This is a genomic window from Dolichospermum compactum NIES-806 (genome assembly GCF_002368115.1).
GTDB lineage: Bacteria > Cyanobacteriota > Cyanobacteriia > Cyanobacteriales > Nostocaceae > Dolichospermum > Dolichospermum compactum.
The window spans coordinates 4,976,008-4,999,667 of the sequence record NZ_AP018316.1; the positions used below are offsets into that span (position 1 = coordinate 4,976,008).

Here is a 23,660-nt window from a genome sequence, read left to right on the forward strand (position 1 = left end):
AATCATTAAACAACATCCTGTAAATCCTTTAATCCTGGATATCCTGATTCAGACCTTGACAAAGTTCTCAGTTTCGACTATGCTTATGTTATAGGTGGAAAAGTGTGCGCCCATATATATAAGGTTTCCACATCCAGTATTTATCCAAAAAAATTCTGCCTAACAGCGAGACAAGGGAAAATAAAAAAGAGCAGAGGGCAAAAGAGCAAGAGTATAAAGGGCAACTAAGTCCTCGCGGCAGCACTACATACAACCCGAAAACCAATATCGTAGTGTCTGCTGCCGAGCTTGATGCTGCTGCGAGAAGCAGAACGGCAATTCCCAGGATAGGTGTCCCCCGAACCACCGCGTAACCGCTTATAATCGCTTAAAACAATCAAAGCAGACCATTTATAGGCGCATTTATATAATTTTCTTGCCAATCATCTTCGCACCATTCCGACACATTCCCGTGCATATCATACAAACCAAAAGCATTAGGGGGAAAAGTTCCTACATCTGTGGTTTGTTCTCGATATTGCCCTTTTGGTGCAGAAGCGTAGGAATAGTTACCTTCATAGTTTACCAAATCTGGGGTAATACTTTCACCAAAATAAAAAGGTGTCGTTGTTCCCGCCCTACAAGCATACTCCCATTGTGCCTCACTTGGCAATTTATAGTTTTTACCTGTTTTTTGGCTTAACTTTTGACAAAATACCACTGCATCATTCCAATTCACACTTTCAACAGGGCGATTAGCACCTTTGAAATGAGCAGGGTTGTTTCCCATGATAGCTTGATATTGTGCTTGAGTCAAAGCATATTTACCGATAAAGAAGCTGGGAACATTAACTTGATGTTGGGGACTTTCATCATCGGATCTTCCCTTTTCATTTTCCGGTGAACCCATGTAAAATGTTCCTGCGGGTATTTCCACCATTTCCAACATCACCCCATTTCCCAAATCTTCCACAAAGTAATTTGCTGAGTGGTTGCGTTTGTTGATAATACTTCCTTTATTGTTGGTGGTGACAACTTCAAAAGTGAAAGTTTTGAGATGATTATTTTGTGATTGAATACCTAAAAACGTAAACCATTCTGTAATAGACTGAGGACGGTTTTGATAATCTAACTCCATTCCCTTGAGAATAGCATCATTTACCTTTTGACTAATTTGAGAATTGTATTTTTGCGGTGGTTCAATCGCCATTTTCATGTCTAGCATAATCTTAGCATTCAGATAAGGACTAGGCAGAGGAATGAAAGGAGGTTCATGAACGGCGATAATTACATATAATGTGGCTGCTAAAGCATAGATATCTAAAGCCGGCGTGAAATTACTTCTATTTTCAAATTGTTCTGGTGGTGCAAAAACCGGAGTTTTGGCATTTGTTAAACTCATCAATTCCGCAAAGTTGACTTCTCTAGCTAAACCAAAATCAATTAATATGGCTTGATTGTCAGATTCTCGCAGTAAAATATTCGCAGGTTTAATATCTCGGTGCAGATAATTACGACTATGAATATAACTTAAAGCCTCTCCAATGCCTTTAATAATTCCTAAACCTGCACTTTCACTAAAAATACCATTCGCGTATAAATATTGTTCTAAATTTTTGCCTTTGACATATTCCATCACCATACAAGATAAACCATTTTCTTGAAACAGTTCAGGATACACTTTGACAATGTGAGGATGATCAAAGGTAGCTAATACCATCGCTTCGGTGTTAAACTTGTCCTGTTCTTCTGCTAGAAAATCTCCAAAACTATCGGTATTACCATATTTATCTCGATAGCGTTGTTTCAAAAAGGAGACGTTGAGGCTTTTGATAGCTACTTCTTTTTTGCGTTTATGATCTTGCGCTAAATAGGTAATACCAAATCCTCCCTGTCCTAGAGTATCAATAATTTCGTATTGTCCTTTTTTGAGTAGTTGCCCTGGGGTAAAATAAGCCATAATAAAATTTAATTTGTCTGAATCAGGATGTCCAGGATTTGAGGATAAGAGGAAAATAATTATGTTGGTGGTTGAAAAGTCTATATATATGGGCGCACACTTTTCCACCCATAACATAAATATAATACAAGCTTTGAGATTTGTCAAGTCTTAATTGTCTGAATCAGGATATCCAGGATTTGAGGATTTTCAGGATGTGATTTAAAGATTGTTTTTGAGGAAGTGGTGATTTTTTTGTCTGATAGCGAAGTGTGGCGCAAGCCATATCAGGATGTCCAGGATTTCAGGATAAAGAGGAAAATAATTATATTGGTGGTTGAAAAGCCTATATATATGGGCGCACACTTTTCCACTCATAACATAAATATAATACAAGCTTTGAGATTTGTCAAGTCTTGATGTGAATTAAATTGTCTGAATCAGGATGTCCGGGATTTGAGGATTTAGAGGATAAAGAGGAAAATAATTATGTTGGTAAGTAGTGAGACAGAATTAGTTACACAATGTCATTGCGTTAGCGCAGCGTGGCGTTAGCTATATGGAACGAAGTGAAATGAAGCAATTCCAAGGGTTGTGATTGCTTCCCTTCGCTCGCAATGACTGTAAATATTTTTGTCCAATTACTTAGTTGAAAAGAACAGGAAAATCAGTTATGTAATTAATTCCGTCTCATTACTTAAAATCTATAGCGGTTCTCAATCGCTGCGCCTCTGCGCCTCTGCGTGCAAAAAATCATCCCATGACACCAAATCCAGGGAGTTTATGTAGAGATGTTGCAAAGATAAGATTTTCTGAAGAAAGAGCTTATTTGCCCCCTAAAATTAAAGATTATTCTATAAACTTACTCGCGTCAGAGGAGGTATTCATGAGCCGTCCAATTATTCTGGGTATTGTTGGTGATAGTGCTGCGGGGAAAACAACTCTGACTAGAGGGATTGCTCAGGTATTAGGTCCTGAAAATGTGACTATTATCTGTACAGACGATTACCACCGTTACGATCGCACACAAAGGGCAGAACTCGGCATTACAGCCCTCCATCCTGATTGTAACTACCTGGATATCATGCAGCAACATTTATCGCTGCTACGGACAGGACAGGCGATTCTCAAGCCGGTTTACAGCCATAAAACAGGCACATTTGAGCCGCCACAATATATTAAGCCGAGTAAATTTGTGATTATTGAAGGGTTACTAGGTTATTCTACCCGTGTAGCCCGTGATGCTTATGATGTTAAAGTCTATCTTGCTCCTCCTGAATCGCTACGTGCTGATTGGAAGGTGAAACGGGATACTCAAAAGCGCGGTTATACTCCAGAACAGGTATTAGCGGAGTTAGACAAGCGCGAACCAGATTCAGAAATGTATATCCGTCCTCAGCGGCAATGGTCAGATATCGTGGTCAGTTTCTATCCTCCCAATGATGAAATTGATGAAACTAACGGACATTTAAATGTGCGCTTGGTGCTGCGTCCTTCCATTCCCCACCCTGATTTTACGGAAATTATTCACGCTGGTCATGGTGATTCCCAGTCAGCTATCCGTTTGGGACTGGATAGAGATATGGGAAAACCAGTGGATGTTTTAGAGGTGGACGGTCATGCAACTTTGGAACAGGTGAATAAAATCGAACGGATTATGTGTAATGATATGCCGCATTTGAATAGTGTCTGCGATCGCGAAAGTAATCCAGAATTGGGTAAAATTGCGGGTACAACTGGAGAAACACTGCAAAGTTATCCTCTCGCCCTGACTCAGTTAATTATTACCTACCATATGCTCAAAGCTACGCAAATTCACCAGTAAGTAATTCAGGGTAATCTCTACAAAAAATAAAGATATTGTCAATGCGGAATAATTGTGACCAAAAATAAGGGATAAATAAAGATAGCTCTACCCAATTATTCCCAATTCAAAATCCCCAATTGGTATGACTTATTGCCTGAGAATAGCTGACTTACCGGAAAATGAACGCCCCCGTGAAAGGTTAATGACTTACGGACCGAAGATTTTAGCCACAGCGGAATTAATCGCTATTTTGCTGGGTACTGGTCAAGGACCTGGTAAACTCTCAGCAGTTGGTTTAGGGCAATATATATTACAGGAATTGAGTAAAGGTCAGTGTGACCCCTTAGCTGCTTTACGAAATGTCTCCCCCGCTGAATTAATGGAAATCCCCGGTGTGGGACCAGCAAAAGCAACAACCATTTTGGCTGCAATTGAATTGGGTAAACGCACTTTTTTATCCCGTCCTTCCGACGGAACAGTAATTGATAGTCCCATTGCTGCGGCTGCAGTGCTGAGTCAAGACTTGATGTGGCAAAATCAAGAAAGATTTGCCGTATTGTTATTGGACGTGAAAAATAAGTTATTAGGCACAAAGGTAATTACAATTGGGACGGCCACAGAAACTTTAGCCTCTCCCCGTGATATCTTTCGAGAAGTGATTCGTCAAGGTGCTACCAGGGTAATAGTTGCCCATAATCACCCTTCTGGGTGTTTAGAACCCAGTGAAGCAGATATAGAATTGACTCGTCAATTATTAGCCGGGGCAGAACTATTAGCTATTTCCATTTTAGATCATTTAATCTTAGGTAATGGCACTCATCAGAGTTTAAGAGAAATTACAACTTTATGGGATGATTGTCCTCAAGTTGATTGATATTTCTACCTTTTTTGTTCAACCTGTTCTAGTTCCTCATCTGTGCGTGCATTGGGGTTTTTAGGACGCTTAATAGTAGGAAATAAGTTAAGAGCAAAATTATTCAAGGCTATCCGGGTTTGAGCGCTGGATTTCCCTAACTCACCGGGTAAAACCTTATCTCCCAAAGTTATAAAGAGAATAAAACCAATGATAAAAAAAGGGTATGTATCGTTTCATCTTCAATTCCTCGCCAATTAGAGATTGCAATTGATAACTGTCCCTATAAAATGCCCAAATCATCATCAAAACAATAACTCACAAATAATATTTTTTCCGAATCTAATGTTCAAATAACATGATCTAACAAAATTTCTCACCTGTTAATTTCTACTATTGAGCCAAATATCTGCAATTAATGGAGTATAATCTGTAAAATCAGGATATATTATTGAACATGGATTTTATCACCATTTTAGGATTACTTGCAGGGGCATTAACTACTATTGCCTTTTTACCACAAATGTTCCAAATATGGCGCACAAAATCAGCAAAAGATGTTTCTTATGTGATGCTGATTGTCTTCATGAGTGGCTTGTTTCTGTGGTTAGTCTATGGGATTATTCTCGGCGCTTTCCCCGTTATTCTCGCTAATGGGGTGACATTATGTTTTAACTTGATTATTCTATGGCTTAAAATTAAATATAGATAACTCTACTAAAAAAGCTGTGACATCATCTGTATTTGACTGTGAACGCCTTCTGTTTACCCCAGCAACCCCCAAGAACGATGCTATTCCTGTAATTTTTGCCTTTCCCAATGAGTACACTGTGGGCATAACTAGCCTGGGTTATCAGGTGGTATGGGCGACTTTGGCTATGCGTGATGATTTGCAGGTAAGTCGCTTATTTACGGATATTCGGGAACAACTTCCCAGACATTCAGAATTATTAGGTTTTTCGATGTCTTGGGAATTAGATTATGTGAATATTTTTAATCTTTTGGAATCTTTAGAAATTCCCATTCGCGCTAATTCCCGTCATCAAAATCATCCCCTAATTTTTGGTGGTGGACCTGTTCTCACAGCTAATCCTGAACCTTATGCTGAATTTTTTGATGTGATTTTATTGGGAGATGGTGAAAATCTGCTTAGTGATTTTATAGATACTTATAAAAAAGTCAGAAATGCTGATAAAGAAACTCAATTAAAAACATTAGCCCAAGTTCCCGGAATTTATATTCCTAGTTTATATGTAATAGAATATATCACACCAGATGGGGAAATAAAATCAATTAATCCGATTTCGGAGGAAATTCCCCCAATTATCCAAAAGCAAACTTATCGAGGCAATACTCTTTCTGCTTCTACGGTGGTGACAGAAAAAGCCGCTTGGGAAAATATTTATATGGTGGAAGTGGTGCGGAGTTGTCCCGAAATGTGCCGCTTTTGTTTAGCTAGTTATTTAACTTTGCCTTTTAGAACTGCGAGTTTAGAAAGTTCTTTAATTCCTGGGATTGAACGGGGTTTAAAAGTTACAAATCGTTTGGGTTTGTTGGGAGCTTCTGTTACTCAACATCCAGAATTTACAGAATTGTTAGATTATATTAGTCAACCAAAATATGATGATGTACGGTTGAGTGTGGCTTCTGTGAGAACCAATACAGTTACAGTTAAATTAGCCGAAACTTTGGCAAAACGAGATACAAGATCATTGACAATTGCGGTGGAAAGTGGTTCGGAAAAAGTACGGAAAATTGTCAATAAAAAATTACATAATGATGAAATTATCCAAGCGGCTATCAATGCAAAAGCTGGTGGTTTATCTAGCTTAAAACTCTATGGAATGGTGGGAATTCCTGGGGAAGAAGCGGAAGATATAGATGAAACTGTAAAAATGATGGAAGGTGTAAGAAAAGCTGCGCCTGGTTTGCGGTTAACATTAGGATGCAGTACCTTTGTACCCAAGTCACACACACCATTTCAATGGTTTGGGGTTAATAAGCAAGCAGAAAAGCGGTTGCAATTGTTACAAAAGCAAATAAAACCTCAAGGGATGGAGTTTCGACCAGAAAGCTATAATTGGTCAATTATACAGGCTTTGTTGTCCAGAGGCGATCGCCGACTTTCTCAATTATTAGAATTAACCCGTGATTTTGGCGACTCTTTAGGAAGTTACAAACGCGCTTTTAAACAACTGAAAGGACAAATTCCCGACTTAGATTTTTATGTTCACAGCAATTGGTCAACTGAGAAAATTTTACCTTGGAATCACTTGCACGGACCCTTACCACAGTCTACACTGATTAAGCATTTGGCAGAAGCTACCAATTCAGAATTCAATCATAAATAATGCACACAGATACAATATTTTACCAAATCTTCCTAACGTTTCATACACTATCAATACTGCTCGGTTAAGCCTAAAAAGTCATTATACTGTAGGTTGGGTTGTTCGCGTTAGCGTTGCGGAGCAATCGGAACGAAACCCAACAAAATCCTTGATAATGTTGGGTTTCGCCGTTGCTCAACCCAACACCTGTCATAATAAAAAACCTTGGCAAAACCTCGAAAAATATCAAGTCCTGCCAAGGTATTTAGTTACAACCGGCATTCCGCACTTCAAAGTGTCACATACTTATGCTTCAAAAAATGTTACTAAATTAGGATAGTTTTATTAAGTATTAATCCTGATTTTTCCTGGTGGTAATGCGATAGCGAAGCGCTCCGTAGGAATCGCTATCTGACTATTATTAGCCCTATATTGGTAATCTTGGTGTATTACAAAATGAAGTGCGGAATGTGGGTTACAAGTAATTACTATTAAATCCCAACTTTACAGCGATTTTTGTTCTTATGAGGTGTATCTTAGCCCCCTCATCGCACCCCCCTAAATCCCCCCGCAGCGGTGGGAAGAAAAGGATAAGCTTTTGATCCTGGAGGGGGTTGGGGTTGGGGTTCTTGTACCTGATAAGACCGGAAAGTGCTTTAATTAAACCAGGACAAACTGATTAGGATTAGCCACACTCAAAGCGCTCGCTTGAATACCAGTTAAAGTAGCTAAAGTTTGACCACCAAACATAACCGCAGTATCAGCACCAACTTGAGTCAAGGTAAGATTAGCTGTAGTGATACCTAAACTGGCAGCACCAGAAATACCAATCACGTCAGTACCAATTTGGAAATCTAGAATGGTGTTAGTAGCTTTGGTTAATTCACCAAAAACAATCCAGAATTGGTCAGCGCCAGCACCACCAGATAGGGTGTGACCACCACCAAGACCAATTTCAAAGGTATCATTACCATCACCACCCAAGGCACGACCATCAGAACCATTACCCAGGAAGAAGGTATCATTACCAGCGCCACCGGAGGCACGGAATTTGCTGGCTTCATCGCCAAAAAATATGTCATTACCATCACTACCAAAAGCGCGATCGCCATTGGCTAAAAACACGGTATCATTGCCACTACCACTGTCAATAATGTTATTACTGGCAAGAGCGCCCGCAGCCGCACTATCAACCTCGTCATTACCAGCACCACTAAACACGACATCATTAATACCACCAAAGCCATTTGGAGTTGCCTTAGCTACAATTATATCGGCATCAGGTTTACCAGCAAAGAATTGTGTGTCCTGAATCAAATTGGCATTAGGCGCGATCAAGAAAGATAACTGACCACCTTCAACCAGGTTTTCTTGTCTAGTTTTAGTTCCATCACCATTACCATCAATGTCAGTTGCAGTAATGATTGTGCCAGAACGAATACTATGCGCCTGGACATCAAACACAAACTGTGTACCAGGAGCGTTACCAAACAGATCGGAAACGTCTAGAATACCTGAAGTTTCCCAGTTACCGATATCAGTGGGGCTAGAGTCAGTTTGACCAGAAGGAACAGCCGAGCGATCAACTTGTGCAATTCGGGTCAGGGTTGAGGAAGGATCAGCAACAATATTTTGACTATTGAAGAAACCCTGTAGTCTGGCATTGTTGTTAAATGAAACTATTGATTGTTGGGTGTTCAGTAAAGGTTTGATGCCATTAATTTCAACAATCATGTCATCAAAATCTTGGTTGGAATTAGCATAGGGCAACTCTTCTGCACCAAGAACGAACACATTTTCACCTTTAGAATAGGTGACAAATTGGGACGCGCGATCAGGATTTATTATGTTATTGGTAGAGAAGGTATATTTTTTAGCACCTCTACCAGTTGGATCACCATTAGGAAGGTTATTAATCAATCCAAAGTGAAACTGTTGACTAAAGCCTGTAGCAACTTGTAACCCATTAATAGCTACATTACCTTGATCATCAATAGTAACATTAACTGTTTTACCGGCTCCATCAGGACCTTCAAAAATAGTAACAGTCTTGCTAGGATTGGTGGCATCTTGAAGAATAAACTGGTTAGTATCTCGGACATTACCAAACAAATCTAATGTCTCTTTGGGAGTATCTAATCCAGGATTTTGTTCGCCAAGTAATTTAACGGTGAAAGTGTTGCCTGTGAAGGTTGCAAAATTCTTCTGGTCGTTGTTGACGTTAATTACATTCTTGGTTGTAGGATCAATTCTCCAAATAGATGCTTCTTCCTTCGATGTTCCCGCAAAAATAGCTGCTGTAGCTGCCCGATCTTCGTTAAAGTAGATTTTGCCATCATCAGCCCAGTCAAGGTTATCAGGGTTACGGAGACTGGCATCTTTGGTTAAGTTACCATCAAAGAGAATGTCTATTTTGGCTGAGATGTCACCAGTATTGATATTATTGAAGTCAATATCAATCTTATAGGTCGTTCCATAGGTATCTACACCGTCAAATATAGTTTCACGTCCTGTGGAAGCTAGGACTACTTGTGTACCGTCTTTAGGGTTGGTAGATACATCTTCAGGACGAGAAAACAAGAATGCTTTGACATCTGCGGCTAATTTATCTTGCTGTGCTTGGGTGGCAAAGCCTTGAGCATCATAACCAAGTTCATTTTGAATGCTTGTATCTGAGTCTGGTCCATCAACAGCAGTATTAGCAAGAGCAGGGTCATAATATTTGATCTCTACAAACTTACCAACTGTAGAGTTGTTTGTACCTTTGAATTCTCTAGGATCAGCTTCGATCGGATCAGTAGCATTACTGGGGTCATCAGCAACCCAAACATAGAGCTTACCTTGTCCAAGTCCATTCCGGTCTAAGAAACTACCATCATTCTTGGCATTTTTGTCACCAATATAGAGAATCAGAGGTGCAGGTCCGCGATCATCACCAATTAAAAAAGCAACTTTGTCAGTGCGGCCTGTGTTCAACTCAGTGACGTTTTCCCATGCAGCCCGACCAAACCAAGGAAGAGTATATAAGACATTGGTTTTGGTATCTAAAGCAAATTGTGTCCCACCATAGGTTTCTTCCCCAGAGAAGAAAATACGATCAGCTAAACCAATACCCGCACCAAACTGGTTGGCTTCAAACAAAGCAGCAGAACAAAAACGTTGAATACCACCAAATTCTAAATCAGCAGCAGCATCAACAACTTCACCTTTGCGGTTGATAATGGTGTCATGGGCTAATCCAGCATCAACGATTTGCAATGTGCGCTTGTCAACATCAAAATAGTTAACTCTTGCACCGGGGAGTTGAGTACCGTTTTTCAGGGTGTACTTATAACCATCAGCAGCCCCTACCTCATTAACAACTAATAAACGAACGGTTGTGTCGTTGAGTGAGTAAGCGCCAATACCGTCAAGAATCCCAGGAGCAACATAGTTGCCAATTTTGTCGCCAACTGTAAAAATTGGGTCAACTGTGTAACCGTTTAATCCTTTGACTTGAGACGGTTCGGTTGTATCGAATGGTGTGTTAGCCATAAAATCCCTCAGTTTTCTTTGTAATGCTTACTGAATTAATGCTTGGTAAATTCAGGAGAACCTATACTTACTGAATATGAATATTACCTTCCAGTAGAATTTCACGCAGAGGTTAAGAAGGCACTATGATTTGGCTATTTCTTAATTAAAAATCCTGCTAAAAGTTAATTTTTGATTAATTAAAGATTATCTATTTATGGGTACTATGCCAATATTAAAACTAATACATACCCGATCTTCTTCACTCATATTCATTTCCACACCATGTAACAGCCAACTAGGAAATATTAACATTGTCCCTTCACGAGCTTTATAAGTTATTTTGGGGAAATTCCAAAGATTAAACTCTATGGAAGGTGGTACAATCATCTGTGAAGCTGGTCGCGGATCAGAGAAAAATATGCCACCACAATTTTCAGGAGTTTTCAGATAATATACTCCACTTAAAATTGAGTTTGGATGATTATGTACAGAATTTGAAGCAAGTTTACGATTAATAATTGCCCAACAAGTTGTAATTTTGAGGCTAAATTTTTGTAAATCCCATTGCAAAAATGTGGCAACTTCTAAGACATTTTCATTAATGATTTGTGTAAGTTTGTCAAAACTTTCCATTTCATGCAACCTATCTGTACTATGCCATCCTAGTATATTTGACCACTTCTCACCCTGACTATCTCGACGTTCTTCCGCATAGATAGTTTCTAAGAGTGGAGGATTTAATTGTTGATAATTTTCTAGGGAAAAATGCCAAACAGAAGTGGGAAACCAGTCATTTCTAGAACCAGCCATAATTTTGATTCACGTTTATATTGACTTGTAATCTCTGTAGTGGGGCAAAAACATGGACAGTTAAAAACAAAAAAAAGCCGAAGTCCTGTTAAGCTCAATAGGTAACTTTCTGGAACTGAACTGTTTTATGCACCTACCTTCCTTTCTATGGTTATGGAAAATAGCCGCTTGGTCAATGGGATTATCTTTACTAGCCTATTTATTTTTAGCCATAACTGGTATTTGGATGTTACGGGTCAGAACAAACCCAGAATCTTTCGGTATTCTATTACCTTCGTATCGTCCGCAAGTGCGATCGCTCCATTATATAATCGGCATCACGATGGTTAGTCTAGTATTACTACTTCTAGCCGTTGGCATTGTTGGTACATTAGGACACTTCGGCTCATTAGGACATTCACCACATTTACTCGCTGGGTTAATAGTCGTCATCTTAGTTTTAATATCCGCTTTTAGTGCCACTCAAATTAGTACAAACAAGCCTTGGGCTAGACCATTACATCTTAGTTGTAATCTCTGCTTATTACTAGGATTTGCTTGGGTATCTTTCAGCGGTTGGATGGTGGTACAAAAATATTTACCTTAATTCTCAGTTTCCACCATGCTTCTATTATACCTGGGAAATTGTGCAGACCACACACAAATAATTTATCCTGTCAATCCTGAAAATCCTGTTCGCGTAGCGTGGCGTTAGCCACTTCTGACAATTTTAACCCTTGACAAAGTTCTCAGTTTCGATTACTCTTATGTTATTAGTGGGAAAGTGTGCGCCCATATATACAGGGTTTTCATTTATCAAATCATTTAAAACAGTAAAACCTTTATAAATGATTTATACTTTCAAGAATTTGGGTACACAAGACATTTTCGATGGTAAAGATTCTAAAGCTGCTCGAAAAACCTGTCCCTCATCCCTTTGGAAGCGTGCAGTTCGTAAACTAGATCAGTTAGACTCAGTTACAAGTTTAGAAGATTTAAAAATTCCCCCAGGTAATTGTCTAGAAGCATTAAAAGGTGATAGAGAAGGTCAGTATAGTATTCGGATTAATGATCAATATCGAATTTGCTTTTTTTGGCAAGAATTAGGGGCAGATGCTGTGGAAATTGTAGATTATCATTGAGGTATTAATCACATTTATGAAAATCCCAACCCATCGTCCTCCTACCCATCCTGGAGAAATGTTATTAGAAGAGTTTATGATCCATAAAGGTTTAACACCCCAAAAAATAGCTGAGTCTATTGGTGTTACAGAACAGCAAATTGTAGATTTAATAGCAGGTAAACAGCATATCACACCCAGTTTAGCACTGCGGTTATCCAGGTTTTTTGGTATATCTGTTGATTTCTGGATGAATTTACAAGTTCGCTGGGATCTATATTATGCTCAACAAGCAGAAGCAGAATTTCTGAATACAATTAATCCTTTTGTCGCTTAATTGTCAGAATCAGGATATCCAGGGTATTTCCACCATTTCCAACTTCACCCCATTTCCCAAATCTTCCACAAAGTAATTTGCTGAGTGGTTGTGTTTGTTGATAATACTTCCTTTCGCGTTAGTTGTGACAACTTCAAAAGTGAAAGTTTTCAGGTTAGTTAAAAACTTCTCTCCAAACCTCTCTCCTACAAAGAGCGATCAAAGGTAGCTAAGACCATCGCTTCGGTGTTAAATTTGTCCTGTTCTTCTGCTAAAAAGTCTCCAAAATTTTCTGTATTCCCATATTTATCTCGATAGCGTTGTTTCAAAAAGGAGACGTTGAGACTTTTGATAGCTACTTGTTTTTTGCGTTTATGATCTTGCGCTAAATAGGTAATACCAAATCCTCCCTGTCCTAGAGTATCAATAACTTCGTATTGTCCTTTTTTTGAGTAGTTGCCCTGGGGTAAAATAAGCCATAATAAAATTTAATTTGTCAGAATCAGGGTGTCCAGGATTTGAGGATTTTCAGGATAAATTTTAACCTCTTACCTTTGCGTGAGACTAAAATACCTACCCTTAATCAGCAACGCTTTTTTCTGAATCAGGTTTTATGTTCAAATTCTATACTCTTCCCTGTCACCTGTTGTTTACTACCTATCCACCAAGCCAACCCACCCATAAACAGCACTCCCATAACTCCCTGTAAAGGATTATTATTCACACCAGTCACCCAGTCAGGAACTTGTCCCGAATATTTAGTTAATTGTCCCACATTAATAATGTAATAACCCCAAACTAACCCACCATGTAAACCAATAGGTAAACCTAAACGTCCTCGTTTCCAACGTTTTCCCCATACCTGCGTTAACCCCAACAATACCAAAGCCGGAAACTGGAGTAAAGTATGAATAATTGCCTCCAAAGGTTTAATAAAATGGGATACAGCAAATAAAATTGCATCTATCCTCATAGCAATATTTAATTTATAATCTCGTTGTAATTCATCCAATAACCAACCCCGAAATAATAATTCTTCTGCAAAACCCACACCCAAACCAACTAATAAACCCTCTAAAATTATTCTCCCTAAAAACACTTGAGGTTGTTGCCATACCAACCAACCCAGTACACCTTCCAAACTAAATAAAACTAAAACACTAGTGAGTCCAATAGCTAACCCCCACAATACATCTACACCATTAAATCGCGTAAATTCTAAACCATAATAGCTGAATATTTTTGGTTGCTGATGAACTTGTTTACCCCAAATATTTAGCAGAAAAATAAACTCTACATATAATATTACCAGAGTTAAAATACTTTCTAAATTAGTATCTTCCACTAGCAAATAAATTGGTATAGCTAGGGGTAGCCATAAAAATAGTAAGGCCAGTATAAAACAAACCAGCCTCACAGTAACGGGGTATTGGGTAAGTTGAGTGAGATTAATTTTCATAAAGTTAGTCAATTATCATCAGTCAACAATATACTGCTAATGACCAATGACTAATGACCAGAAACTATTCTTCTGGTTCAATCGTACTACTTAAACCATGATTGTTGAGGGTTTCAGAATAGAACTCCGCGTGTTCTTGAGCGCAAGTAATAACTAAAGCTAACCCATTATGGTGAGCTTCCATCATAATACTAACAGCTTGCGGTTGGGTGATGCTATTAACAGTAGTCATTAGCACTTGTACAACGTACTCCATTGGATTATAGTCATCATTATGGAGCAAGACGCGATACTGAGGCGCAAGCTTGCGGGATGTAGAACGCTTCTCAATGGTTTCGACTGACACGGTTCTTTGCTCTTTTATCGTTGATTTACTACAATATATTCCTGTTCAGCACTTGCTTAACAGTTATTTACTTCTGCATTGCCGTATTTCCATCTTAAAATACCTTTGGCGTTGCTGAGAAGTTTTTCATATAACATCGTAGCACAAACACAAGAAATTGACATTAATAATTGGTACAGAAAAATTTTCCCTTATTTTCTATCTCATTACTGGCAATGGGAATTATTAAAATTAAGGAAACTGCGACACAGAAATTACTCTAGATAGTTATGGATATCAGCCCCAAATTTCAAGCAGGACAAATTGTATCCTTGGATTATAGCCATCAGCATCTTTATGCAGAAGTCATTGAAATCGTCGTTTCCCGTCAATTGTGCTGGGTGCGTCCCCTACTGCTTGTGAACTCTACCTCAGAATTACCACTTATGATTGATTTACAAGATGTATCGGATTTGTTCTGGCCACTAGACTTGTTTAGACCGGCTTTAGATACTGAAGTTATAGCTTTTTTAGGACAACTTTTTCCTAAAGAACTAAAATTTGAACCTGATTTAGTAGCTAAACAACAATTTAATTTATTTATTCATCAACTGTGGCAAGCATATCAACAAGGACAGGAAACATAAAGAGACTTAATTGCATAGGTAATATTAGCAACAAGAGGATGTTAGCAAGCAGAGTTAATACCTCCCAGTACGAGTATTATCCCCAGGTGGGAACTAACTGTACCCTGCCAGCATCCATCTCTGCCATTAGTAATTCTAAAGCTTCATAGTCAACATCAGAGATATGACCTAGCTTTGTTAATTCCGAGTTAATCTCATTTTCGATTTCTGGCGTTAGCTTGCGGATATGCAGGGCTTTTTCTACCAACTGACGAATCACGTATCGAGTTTTCATAAGAAATAAACCAAATTGCAGTTACTAGTTACTATGTAAGACAATGCTCGGTATAAAAGGTGATTTATACCTCTCAATGCTGTGATTTAGATCACTACTAAATAATCAAGACCAGTTATTCGGTAACTCTGTTTTTGTTAATGACAAGGGTAAAAGTCAAGGTGGACAATTACAGAGAAATTTTTCTGAAACTACCTCCATTCCTAGTTTCAACAGGAGTAACTACTATGGCGACAGATGATTAATCTGCATTCAGAAGGCATAAGTAGATTGTTTTTTAACTTTCTAAAAAAAAATGTATATATAAGTACACTTTACCATTGACTTATGACAATCTTTAAATAAACCCAGTCAAGCTATAAAGATTGAGTAAAGAGACTTCACGCTTGTAGCCAAGTCAGAAAAAAGTTGATCCTCAAACAAAATGCAAATTTACACTTACAAAAGCTTATATGATAATGTCAATATAATTCCTAAAACTTTGCGCTTTTGCTCCTGTTTGCCTCTAAGCGTGCCTCTTTTAGAGGAACTTCGTTAATGCGCAGCGTGCCGTAGGCATAATCTAATTCATGCAGCGCCAAATTTGCAAAATAAAATTATTGAACTCCAGTCAAAATCTCTAATTAATGCTAGTCTTGGGGTGGTTAGCTGTAATTTATGGTAGCTAGAAGATAGCAAAGTGGCTGTTTTAGTTGAACAATTAATAACATCGGATATTTTAAAACCTGCCCGTTACCTGGGTAATGAGCGTTTAGCTGTCCATAAGCCTTGGGATACGGCAACAATCCGCTGGGTTTTGACCTATCCAGAAGTGTATGAGGTAGCGGCATCAAATTTAGGGCATATCATATTATACAATATTTTGAATGCCCAGCCTCGCCAGTTATGCGATCGCGCTTACTTACCAGGAGCGGATTTAGCCGCCAAACTTCGCACCACGCAGACACCCTTGTTTGCAGTAGAATCTAAACGGTGGTTGACGGATTTCGATATTTTAGGCTTTAGTCTCAGTTACGAATTAGGATGCACCAATATTTTAGAAATGTTGGATTTAGCAGGAATCCCCGTCACTAGAGAAGAACGGTTACAGGGAAATCACCCGCTAATTTTTGCCGGTGGACAAACAGCAACCTCTAACCCCGAACCCTATACAGATTTCTTCGATTTCATGGTTTTGGGAGATGGTGAAGAACTGCTTCCCGAAATTGGCTTGGTTTTAGAAGAAGGGAAAAAATCAGCCTTGAATCGTCAAGACCTATTATTAGACTTGGCACAAATTCCTGGTGTATATGTGCCACAGTTCTATGAAATGGGTAAAGGAGGGGCTGTATATCCCCTGCGTCCAGATGTACCCAAAAGAGTCCTGAGAAGAGTAGCCACACCCATTCCTGCCTATTCTATTGGCTTAGTTCCTTATGTAGAAACAGTTCATGATCGCCTCACCATTGAAATTCGTCGCGGTTGTACTCGCGGTTGTCGCTTTTGTCAACCAGGAATGCTAACCAGACCAGCGAGGGATGTCGAACCGGAAAAAGTAGTAGAAGCTATAGAAAAGGGAATGCGGGAAACTGGTTACAATGAGTTTTCCCTTTTGTCTTTGAGTTGTTCTGATTATTTAGCCCTACCAGCGGTGGGGATGGAAATAAAAAATCGCTTAAAAAATGACAATATTTCTCTCACCTTACCTAGTCAGAGAATAGATAGATTTGATGAAAATATTGCCAATATCCTGGGAGGTACGCGCCAAGGTGGGTTAACCTTTGCCCCAGAAGCGGGTACACAAAGAATGCGGGATATCGTTAATAAGGGTTTGACAAATGAAGAGTTATTGCGGGGGGTAAAAACAGCTTGGGAAAAGGGTTGGGATAAAATCAAGCTGTATTTTATGATTGGTTTACCCGGAGAAACCGATGCTGATGTGATCGGTATTGTGGAAACTGTCCGCTGGTTAAAACAAGAATGTTGGGAAAAAGGACGCAGATCGTTAAACTTTACCTTGACCGTTTCTAACTTTACCCCTAAACCCCATACTCCCTTTCAATGGCATTCAGTTTCCACCACCGAGTTTGTGAGAAAGCAGAACCTCCTGCGGGAAGAATTTCGGGGAATGAAGAATGTGAAAGTAAATTTCACGGATTTTCGCATATCAGCGATGGAAGACTTTATTGGTAGAGGCGATCGCACTTTGGGGAAAGTGTTACATCGAGCTTGGAAATTGGGTGCAGGTATGGATGCTTGGTTTGATAATGTAGACAAAGCCTTTACAGCTTGGGGAACAGCCATTACCGAAGCCGGTCTAGACTGGAAATACCGTCAAGTGGAAAATGGCGAATGGAATCTGTTTGCTGTCAGCAACAACGAACAAGAAACTCTATCACCTCTGGATACTCCCTTACCTTGGGATCATATTGATACTGGCATTGATAAAAAGTGGCTGCAACAAGACCTACAACGCGCTCTAGAAGCCGCAATTGTCCCTGACTGCTCTTTTGAAGGTTGTTCTCATTGTGGAGTCTGTGGCACAGATTTCGGTCATAATGTGGTTATGCCTGCACCTCCCATTCCCAGCTTTGCCGGCGATTTTGTCCCCAACACCACCAAAGCCCAACGATTGCGAGTATGCTTTGGTAAACAAGGAAATATGGCTTTAGTCAGTCACTTAGATTTGATGCGTCTATTTGATCGAGTTATGCGCCGTGCCGGTTTACCCATCACCTTCACAGGTGGTTTTCATCCTGGACCGAGGATTGCTTTAGCCAGTGCTTTAAGTTTAGGTGCTACCAGTAGTGGAGAAATAGTTGATTTTGAGTTGACTGAACCAATAGATGTGGCAACTTTTCATACCCAATTGGTTAAACAACTACCTACTGACATTCCTGTGTATAATGTGGTAGAAATAGACATTAAGTCTCCCTCCGCTACCCAAACTCTGGAAGCAGCCGAGTATTTATTAACAATATCTACAGACCAAAGCGAAGGAGAATCGGCACAATGGCAAGATTGGATTGAAAATATTAAACATCAAGAGGAGATTTTATCGGCACATACAACTAAATCCGGTAAACAGCAATTAATAAATCTGCGCGATCGCCTGTGGGAGATAGAATTAATTTCAGTCTCTAACCAAGAATCATACTCAACAGCCATTGTGCGTTACTTGGGTAGTTGTCGTCCTGATGGAGTGATCTTGCGTCCTGAGCAAATATTGTCTATGCTAGAAACAGTAGCTCACCTAGAATTTCACCTCTTGCATATCCACCGCAAGCGTCTAGTTATCGGATAACTTGCTAGTAGTTATCAAAAATTAGTACGTTGTGGCAATTGATTTTTAGCAAGGTTGCGTTAGAATGGCAATTAAGAGAAATTTTCTGGAACTGCATTGAATGAATTGATTCACTACCTGTGATACTTACAGGAGCGAAGGCAAAGATATAAGAGTGCAACTTTTAAGATTGTATCCCAGACAAACTCTGCTGCTGATTACAAACCACTCTCTCTATAGCTACCTTGTGAATCAATCACTAACAATAGCTTTCGTCAACTTCTCCATTGACTGATACAGTCTATCCCTTAAAAGAGCCGTCAGCGTTCAGCCCTCAGCCGTCAGCGGGTTGTTGAAAAGGGGATTTAAACCTCACTTCAACAAAATTCCTCCTGTAGAGGTGGGAAATGAAACCCAGAATTAGCTTACTAGCTGAATGCTGATAGCTAAATACTTGTTAAATAAGACTTGCTTTTATTGCGAGCTTTTATGCAATTGCTACAAATGCAAGTGTGTTTGATTGTAAAAATACCACGTAAATATTGACAGAGATTACAAACCTGCCAGAATTCTTGTAAAGATGACCCAGTGAGTTATCTGCACCTAGCTAGACTTTCTAGTAAAAACACGGATAGTGAATCCTAGTGCTAAAGGCAGATTTCCCTCCGTCAGCAGATGGTAAACCTAAAGAGATACCGTGTCTAGACGCGAAGGCTTTTCAGAATGAGTATGCTATTTAGGTGTAGTCAGCTTTACTTGATAAAATGTTAACTTTGAAACAGATGTCTACGGATATCCAAAGTTTAAATAGCAGCGTATAGTAGGGGAAATCAGCCAAGGGCGGTTGATGGAGGTTCTTAAACTATATGCAGCTATTCAGGAATAATCCGGCGTGTAAACGCAATCACAGTATCATTAGCTCTTCATAACTTTGCAGAGCTACTCAAATTGGAAATTTTTATTACTAGTAGCGTCTTGTAGTAGCGACCGTCAGGACAAGCGGGATAACAAAGAAATTCCTGGTAATTCCCAACGGCGCTGCCATTTTTGAGGAAATTGAATGCCAAAACAAATTATCATCGCGGAGCAGCATCAAATTGCTGCTGTATTTTCAGAAGATCAAATACAAGAACTCGTTGTAGCTACGGGTCATCACCAAATTGGTGATATCTATCTGGGTGTAGTAGAAAATGTATTACCTGGGATAGATGCGGCTTTTGTTAATATCGGCGATCCAGAACGCAACGGGTTTATTCACGTCACTGATTTAGGTCCATTAAGGCTGAAACGTAGTGCAGCGGCGATTACAGAACTGTTGACACCACAACAAAAAACTTTAGTGCAGGTAATGAAAGAGCCAACTGGATCAAAAGGTCCCAGGCTCACAGGTAATATCACTTTACCCGGACGTTATGTAGTGTTAATGCCTTATGGACGAGGGGTAAATTTATCGAGACGGATTAAAAGCGAAAGTGAACGTAATCGCCTCAGAGCTTTGGCTATTTTGGTGAAACCAGCAGGGATGGGTTTGCTGGTACGCACAGAAGCAGAAGGAAAGCCAGAAGAAGCCATTATTGAAGATTTGGAAGTGCTGCAAAAGCAGTGGGAAATTGTGCAGCAAGAAGCAGTAACTTCCCGTGCGCCGGCTCTACTGAATCGTGATGATGACTTTATTCAGCGCGTACTTAGGGATATGTATGGTAGTGACGTGAATCGCATAGTTGTTGATTCCAGCACTGGCTTAAAACGGGTGAAGCAGTATTTACAAAACTGGAGTGGTGGACAAACACCCCAAGGATTGTTAATTGATCATCACCGCGATCGCTCTCCCATTTTAGAATATTTCCGCATCAATGCCGCCGTCCGTGAAGCCCTCAGACCGAGGGTAGATTTACCATCAGGTGGTTATGTCATCATCCAACCGACGGAAGCTTTAACCGTCATAGACGTGAACTCCGGTTCATTCACCCGTTCGGCAACTGCTAGAGAAACAGTCCTGTGGACAAATTGCGAAGCGGCGGCGGAAATTGCTCGTCAGTTACGGTTGCGGAATATTGCGGGGGTAATTGTGGTTGATTTCATTGATATGGAATCCCGACGTGATCAAATGCAAGTTTTAGAACACTTTAACAAAGCTCTAAAAGCGGATAAAGCCCGTCCCCAAATTGCCCAACTGACTGAACTAGGTTTAGTTGAACTGACTCGTAAGCGTCAAGGTCAAAACATTTATGAATTGTTTGGCGAAACTTGTCCTACTTGCGGCGGTTTAGGACATACCGTCAGATTACCTGGAGAACTGGAAAACCGTCTGCCTATCCCGGCTGCGGACATCCCAGAGCGGTTTGTACCCATGCCTCAAAGGGAATCTCGTCCACCTGCACCTACTACTCGCATCTCTGATATCGGTAGTGTGCCACAAGTGACACCAAAAGATGTCTATGATGGCTTTGGCGATGGATTTGAAACCGAACCGGAATTTAGTTCTCTGCATCTGATTAATCATCCTAGTTACCAAGAATTAAATGATAAGCGACGTACCCGTACCCGTCGTAGCCGTATTGGTGTAAATGGTGCTAACGGTAAAGATGAATCTCGCTTACCTACCAATCCTCTAGCTTTTGTTAATGATTCAGATTTAGACTTAGAAGAACCTGAATTACCAATACCAGAAATCTCTCCCCCAACTATTAATAAATCAGGTTGGACGGAAAGACCAGAACGGACAAAGGTAAAATTAGACCCGATTAAGGTAGAACCACCAGAGGTAATTACGGTAGAAATGTCAGCAAAGGAACAGGATACTTATGCTGAAATGGGAATTTCTCCTTTACTCAAGTTAGATCGGGAGGGAAAAAATCCCAGATCGGTGATTATTAATGTTGTGCAACCAGGACAATCACCTAGTGAAGAAACTGAAGTTATCCCTGAACCAATTGTTCCGGAAAAAACACTTCCTGAAATCGTCACTATTAAACTACCGACACCAAAATTTGAGATAGAAGAAGAAGATTCATCCTTTCCACCATTAGTAATATTTCCAGAATTGACAATAATTTCCAAAGAAAAGGCAACTAAATTTGAAGGAGAAATAGAACCGGAGAAAGAAACTAAAGCTGAAGAAAAAACGGAACTTGAAAAAGAAATAGAATCGGATAGCAATAATAGTTCTATTCTTAATCGTCGTCGTCGTCGTCGTCGTCGTTCATCAGCCTTAGATACAGATGGTTTCGGACTGTGATTTTTATGATTTTAGGACTTACGCACGCTCACTAACTGCCATGACATGAATGAAAGAAATTGGGTCGGTTTCGGCTTTGGGAATAACTTATTGAGTAGGGTGCGTCAGATAGAGGAAATCTGTTTTTTTGTCAAAATATCGTGTCTGACGCACCCTACAAGGGATGAAATTCACGTTACACATTTGGAGAATCTTGTCAATGCGTAAATCCTAGATTTGTGTGATTTGTGTGATTAATTAATTGATGAATCAGTCAGGTAAATCAGGTAAATCAAATCAATTACATAAATCATAGTTTCAATTAATTAGCTGCATCAAATAAATCAAACAAATCATAGTTCAGATAATGGGAGATATTAAACCTGCATCCTGGGATAATTCGAGTTGGTTAGAGTTTTCTACTTACTCAAATATGCAGGGTGCAGTTGGGGGTGTAGATGAGGTAGGCAGGGGCGCTTTATTTGGTCCTGTGGTGGCAGCGGTAGTTATATTACCAGTAGATGCTTTGTCAATATTAATGTTGGATAACATTAAGGATAGTAAAAAGTTGTCTAGTTATCGGAGAACTAAACTGGCTCAAAAAATTGCCACGTTGGCTGTAGATTGGAGAATTGGTTATGCTACAACTGCGGAAATAGATGAGTTGAATATTTTACAGGCAACTCTTTTGGCAATGAAGCGTGCTGTTTTGAAGCTGCGGGTAAAGCCTGAACTGTGTTTGATTGATGGTAATCAGTTGGTGAAGAATTTGCCAATACCTCAAGAAACAGTTGTCAAAGGTGATGAGAGATCGCTTAATATTGCCGCAGCTAGTATCATGGCAAAGGTTTGGCGTGATGATTTGCTGCAACGGTTAGCGTTAAAATATTCGCTGTATGATCTAGAAAAGAATAAAGGTTATGGAAGTCCGCGTCATTTACTGGCGCTTCAAAAATACGGACTTTCATCTTTACATCGTCGCTCTTTTCGTCCTTGCCAAACAATTTTGGATTTTGGATCTTAGATTTTGGATTCCCAGTGTTGATGTCAAACAATTTTGGATTTTGGATCTTAGATTTTGGATTCCCAGTGTTGATGTCAAACAATTTGAGATTTTGGATTTTGAGAAAAATTGCCAAATTTTGCCTTATTTTTCCATAAACTACTCAAAATTTAAAGTTGGTAATATGACTCCTGACTCCTGACTCCTGACTCCTGCTGTATGATCAATCTCGTTATTTTGAGTTTGCGAGATTACCCAATGACGATAATCTGCTAAGAGGTGATGTAACAATCTTTGCTTAATTGTTAGTAAAACACTTTTGAGCAATCCATTCCCTGTAGTTTCTAAAATTGATTTGGGTGTAAAGGAAAATGGTTGCGGTATGTCTACTAAAACTTCCAAATCAGCTTTCCCTTGCAAGTGAGTTTCACCATTGAGTTGAACTGGTGACAAATAGCCTTTTAAATTCAGTGCAAACCTTTCGTTAATATACTCAAAACCCAATATCTCACAACCGAGCGATCGCAAATAAATTGTACCACTGGCATCTGCCCAAACTCTCATGTCTACAGTCGGCTGAATACTCAGTGACATAAAAGACAAAGGACGCATTTTTAACCGAAAAACTTCTTCAGAAAGTTGTTGAATTCTTGTATTATCAGCTAAGGCATTAACTAAACGTTGAGGCTGCCGCAAGTAGTGTTGAATAGGAATAGATTGCTTAGGAACGGAAATTTCCACCGATTGAGAGGCAATAAACTTAGTAACCATGAGCAAATTAAACCATTTGTTTTTTCATTGTAATATTTTTTAACAATTTAAA

General features: G+C 39.5%; 19 protein-coding genes and 1 pseudogene. 11 read left to right on the forward strand and 9 right to left on the reverse strand.

From position 1 onward, the window contains the following. Positions 1-224 precede the first annotated feature (224 nt). Positions 225-1,939: pseudogene (locus CA730_RS23110) on the reverse strand (SUMF1/EgtB/PvdO family nonheme iron enzyme). 865 nt (positions 1,940-2,804) lie between these two features. Between CA730_RS23110 and CA730_RS23115 the strand changes: the two are divergent. Both CA730_RS23115 and radC read left to right on the forward strand, forming a co-directional pair. Beyond that, positions 2,805-3,743 carry a phosphoribulokinase gene (locus CA730_RS23115; protein ID WP_096671750.1) on the forward strand — a complete coding sequence of 313 codons (939 nt, stop codon included), beginning with the start codon at positions 2,805-2,807 and terminating at the stop codon, positions 3,741-3,743. A 124-nt stretch (positions 3,744-3,867) separates the two neighbouring features. Then, complete coding sequence (radC, locus tag CA730_RS23120; protein ID WP_096670900.1) at positions 3,868-4,599, forward strand: RadC family protein; 732 nt, start codon at positions 3,868-3,870, stop codon at positions 4,597-4,599. A 5-nt stretch (positions 4,600-4,604) separates the two neighbouring features. Here the strand turns inward: radC and CA730_RS23125 are convergent, their stop codons facing one another. Further along, the gene (locus CA730_RS23125; RefSeq protein WP_231939923.1) at positions 4,605-4,766 is read right to left on the reverse strand and encodes a hypothetical protein; all 162 of its coding nucleotides are present in this window, start codon (positions 4,764-4,766) and stop codon (positions 4,605-4,607) included. 269 nt (positions 4,767-5,035) lie between these two features. On the opposite strand from CA730_RS23125, the gene CA730_RS23130 reads away from it, so the two are divergent. Further along, positions 5,036-5,290, forward strand: a complete 255-nt coding sequence (locus tag CA730_RS23130; protein WP_096670902.1) for a SemiSWEET transporter — start codon at positions 5,036-5,038, stop codon at positions 5,288-5,290. Positions 5,291-5,306: 16 nt separating this feature from the next. After that, complete coding sequence (locus CA730_RS23135) at positions 5,307-6,929, forward strand: B12-binding domain-containing radical SAM protein (protein ID WP_096670904.1); 1,623 nt, start codon at positions 5,307-5,309, stop codon at positions 6,927-6,929. Between the two features lie 639 nt (positions 6,930-7,568). Here CA730_RS23135 and CA730_RS25855 read toward each other — a convergent pair. Together CA730_RS25855 and CA730_RS23150 are read right to left on the reverse strand one after the other, a co-directional pair. Then, positions 7,569-10,442: a calcium-binding protein gene (locus CA730_RS25855; RefSeq protein ID WP_231939924.1), complete on the reverse strand. Its 2,874-nt coding sequence runs from the start codon at positions 10,440-10,442 to the stop codon at positions 7,569-7,571. A 186-nt stretch (positions 10,443-10,628) separates the two neighbouring features. Further along, positions 10,629-11,234 (reverse strand): TIGR02466 family protein, encoded by a 606-nt coding sequence (locus CA730_RS23150; RefSeq protein WP_096670906.1) that lies wholly within the window; start codon positions 11,232-11,234, stop codon positions 10,629-10,631. A gap of 127 nt (positions 11,235-11,361) precedes the next feature. Between CA730_RS23150 and CA730_RS23155 the strand changes: the two genes are divergently transcribed. The 3 genes from CA730_RS23155 to CA730_RS23165 all read left to right on the forward strand — a co-directional run bounded on the left by CA730_RS23155 (position 11,362) and on the right by CA730_RS23165 (position 12,671). After that, the gene (locus tag CA730_RS23155) at positions 11,362-11,820 is read left to right on the forward strand and encodes a DUF4079 domain-containing protein (protein ID WP_096670908.1); all 459 of its coding nucleotides are present in this window, start codon (positions 11,362-11,364) and stop codon (positions 11,818-11,820) included. 241 nt (positions 11,821-12,061) lie between these two features. Next, complete coding sequence (locus CA730_RS23160) at positions 12,062-12,355, forward strand: type II toxin-antitoxin system RelE/ParE family toxin (protein WP_096670910.1); 294 nt, start codon at positions 12,062-12,064, stop codon at positions 12,353-12,355. 16 nt (positions 12,356-12,371) lie between these two features. Then, a complete protein-coding gene (locus CA730_RS23165; RefSeq protein WP_096670912.1) occupies positions 12,372-12,671 on the forward strand; it encodes a HigA family addiction module antitoxin in 300 nt (99 codons plus the stop codon). A gap of 185 nt (positions 12,672-12,856) precedes the next feature. On the opposite strand, the gene CA730_RS26185 is transcribed toward CA730_RS23165, so the two are convergent. The 3 genes from CA730_RS26185 to clpS all read right to left on the reverse strand — a co-directional run bounded on the left by CA730_RS26185 (position 12,857) and on the right by clpS (position 14,455). After that, positions 12,857-12,979: a hypothetical protein gene (locus CA730_RS26185; protein WP_269076488.1), complete on the reverse strand. Its 123-nt coding sequence runs from the start codon at positions 12,977-12,979 to the stop codon at positions 12,857-12,859. 275 nt (positions 12,980-13,254) lie between these two features. Further along, positions 13,255-14,109, reverse strand: a complete 855-nt coding sequence (locus CA730_RS23175) for a CPBP family intramembrane glutamic endopeptidase (RefSeq protein WP_096670914.1) — start codon at positions 14,107-14,109, stop codon at positions 13,255-13,257. A 64-nt stretch (positions 14,110-14,173) separates the two neighbouring features. After that, the gene (gene clpS / locus CA730_RS23180) at positions 14,174-14,455 is read right to left on the reverse strand and encodes an ATP-dependent Clp protease adapter ClpS (protein WP_027401430.1); all 282 of its coding nucleotides are present in this window, start codon (positions 14,453-14,455) and stop codon (positions 14,174-14,176) included. A gap of 269 nt (positions 14,456-14,724) precedes the next feature. On the opposite strand from clpS, the gene CA730_RS23185 reads away from it, so the two are divergent. Then, entirely contained in the window at positions 14,725-15,081 is a 357-nt protein-coding gene (locus CA730_RS23185) for a hypothetical protein (RefSeq protein WP_172891237.1), read from the forward strand. Positions 15,082-15,157: 76 nt separating this feature from the next. Here CA730_RS23185 and CA730_RS23190 read toward each other — a convergent pair whose 3' ends face one another. Beyond that, positions 15,158-15,355: a hypothetical protein gene (locus CA730_RS23190; RefSeq protein WP_015078743.1), complete on the reverse strand. Its 198-nt coding sequence runs from the start codon at positions 15,353-15,355 to the stop codon at positions 15,158-15,160. Between the two features lie 679 nt (positions 15,356-16,034). Between CA730_RS23190 and CA730_RS23195 the strand changes: the two genes are divergently transcribed. The 3 genes from CA730_RS23195 to CA730_RS23205 all read left to right on the forward strand — a co-directional run bounded on the left by CA730_RS23195 (position 16,035) and on the right by CA730_RS23205 (position 22,858). Then, positions 16,035-18,638, forward strand: coding sequence for a TIGR03960 family B12-binding radical SAM protein (locus CA730_RS23195; protein ID WP_096670916.1), 2,604 nt, complete (start codon positions 16,035-16,037; stop codon positions 18,636-18,638). 1,039 nt (positions 18,639-19,677) lie between these two features. Continuing rightward, positions 19,678-21,855 (forward strand): Rne/Rng family ribonuclease, encoded by a 2,178-nt coding sequence (locus tag CA730_RS23200; protein ID WP_096670918.1) that lies wholly within the window; start codon positions 19,678-19,680, stop codon positions 21,853-21,855. Between the two features lie 346 nt (positions 21,856-22,201). Further along, positions 22,202-22,858, forward strand: coding sequence for a ribonuclease HII (locus CA730_RS23205; protein ID WP_096670920.1), 657 nt, complete (start codon positions 22,202-22,204; stop codon positions 22,856-22,858). Between the two features lie 138 nt (positions 22,859-22,996). On the opposite strand, the gene CA730_RS23210 is transcribed toward CA730_RS23205, so the two are convergent. Then, positions 22,997-23,608 carry a DUF1997 domain-containing protein gene (locus CA730_RS23210; RefSeq protein WP_096670922.1) on the reverse strand — a complete coding sequence of 204 codons (612 nt, stop codon included), beginning with the start codon at positions 23,606-23,608 and terminating at the stop codon, positions 22,997-22,999. Positions 23,609-23,660: the final 52 nt, after the last annotated feature.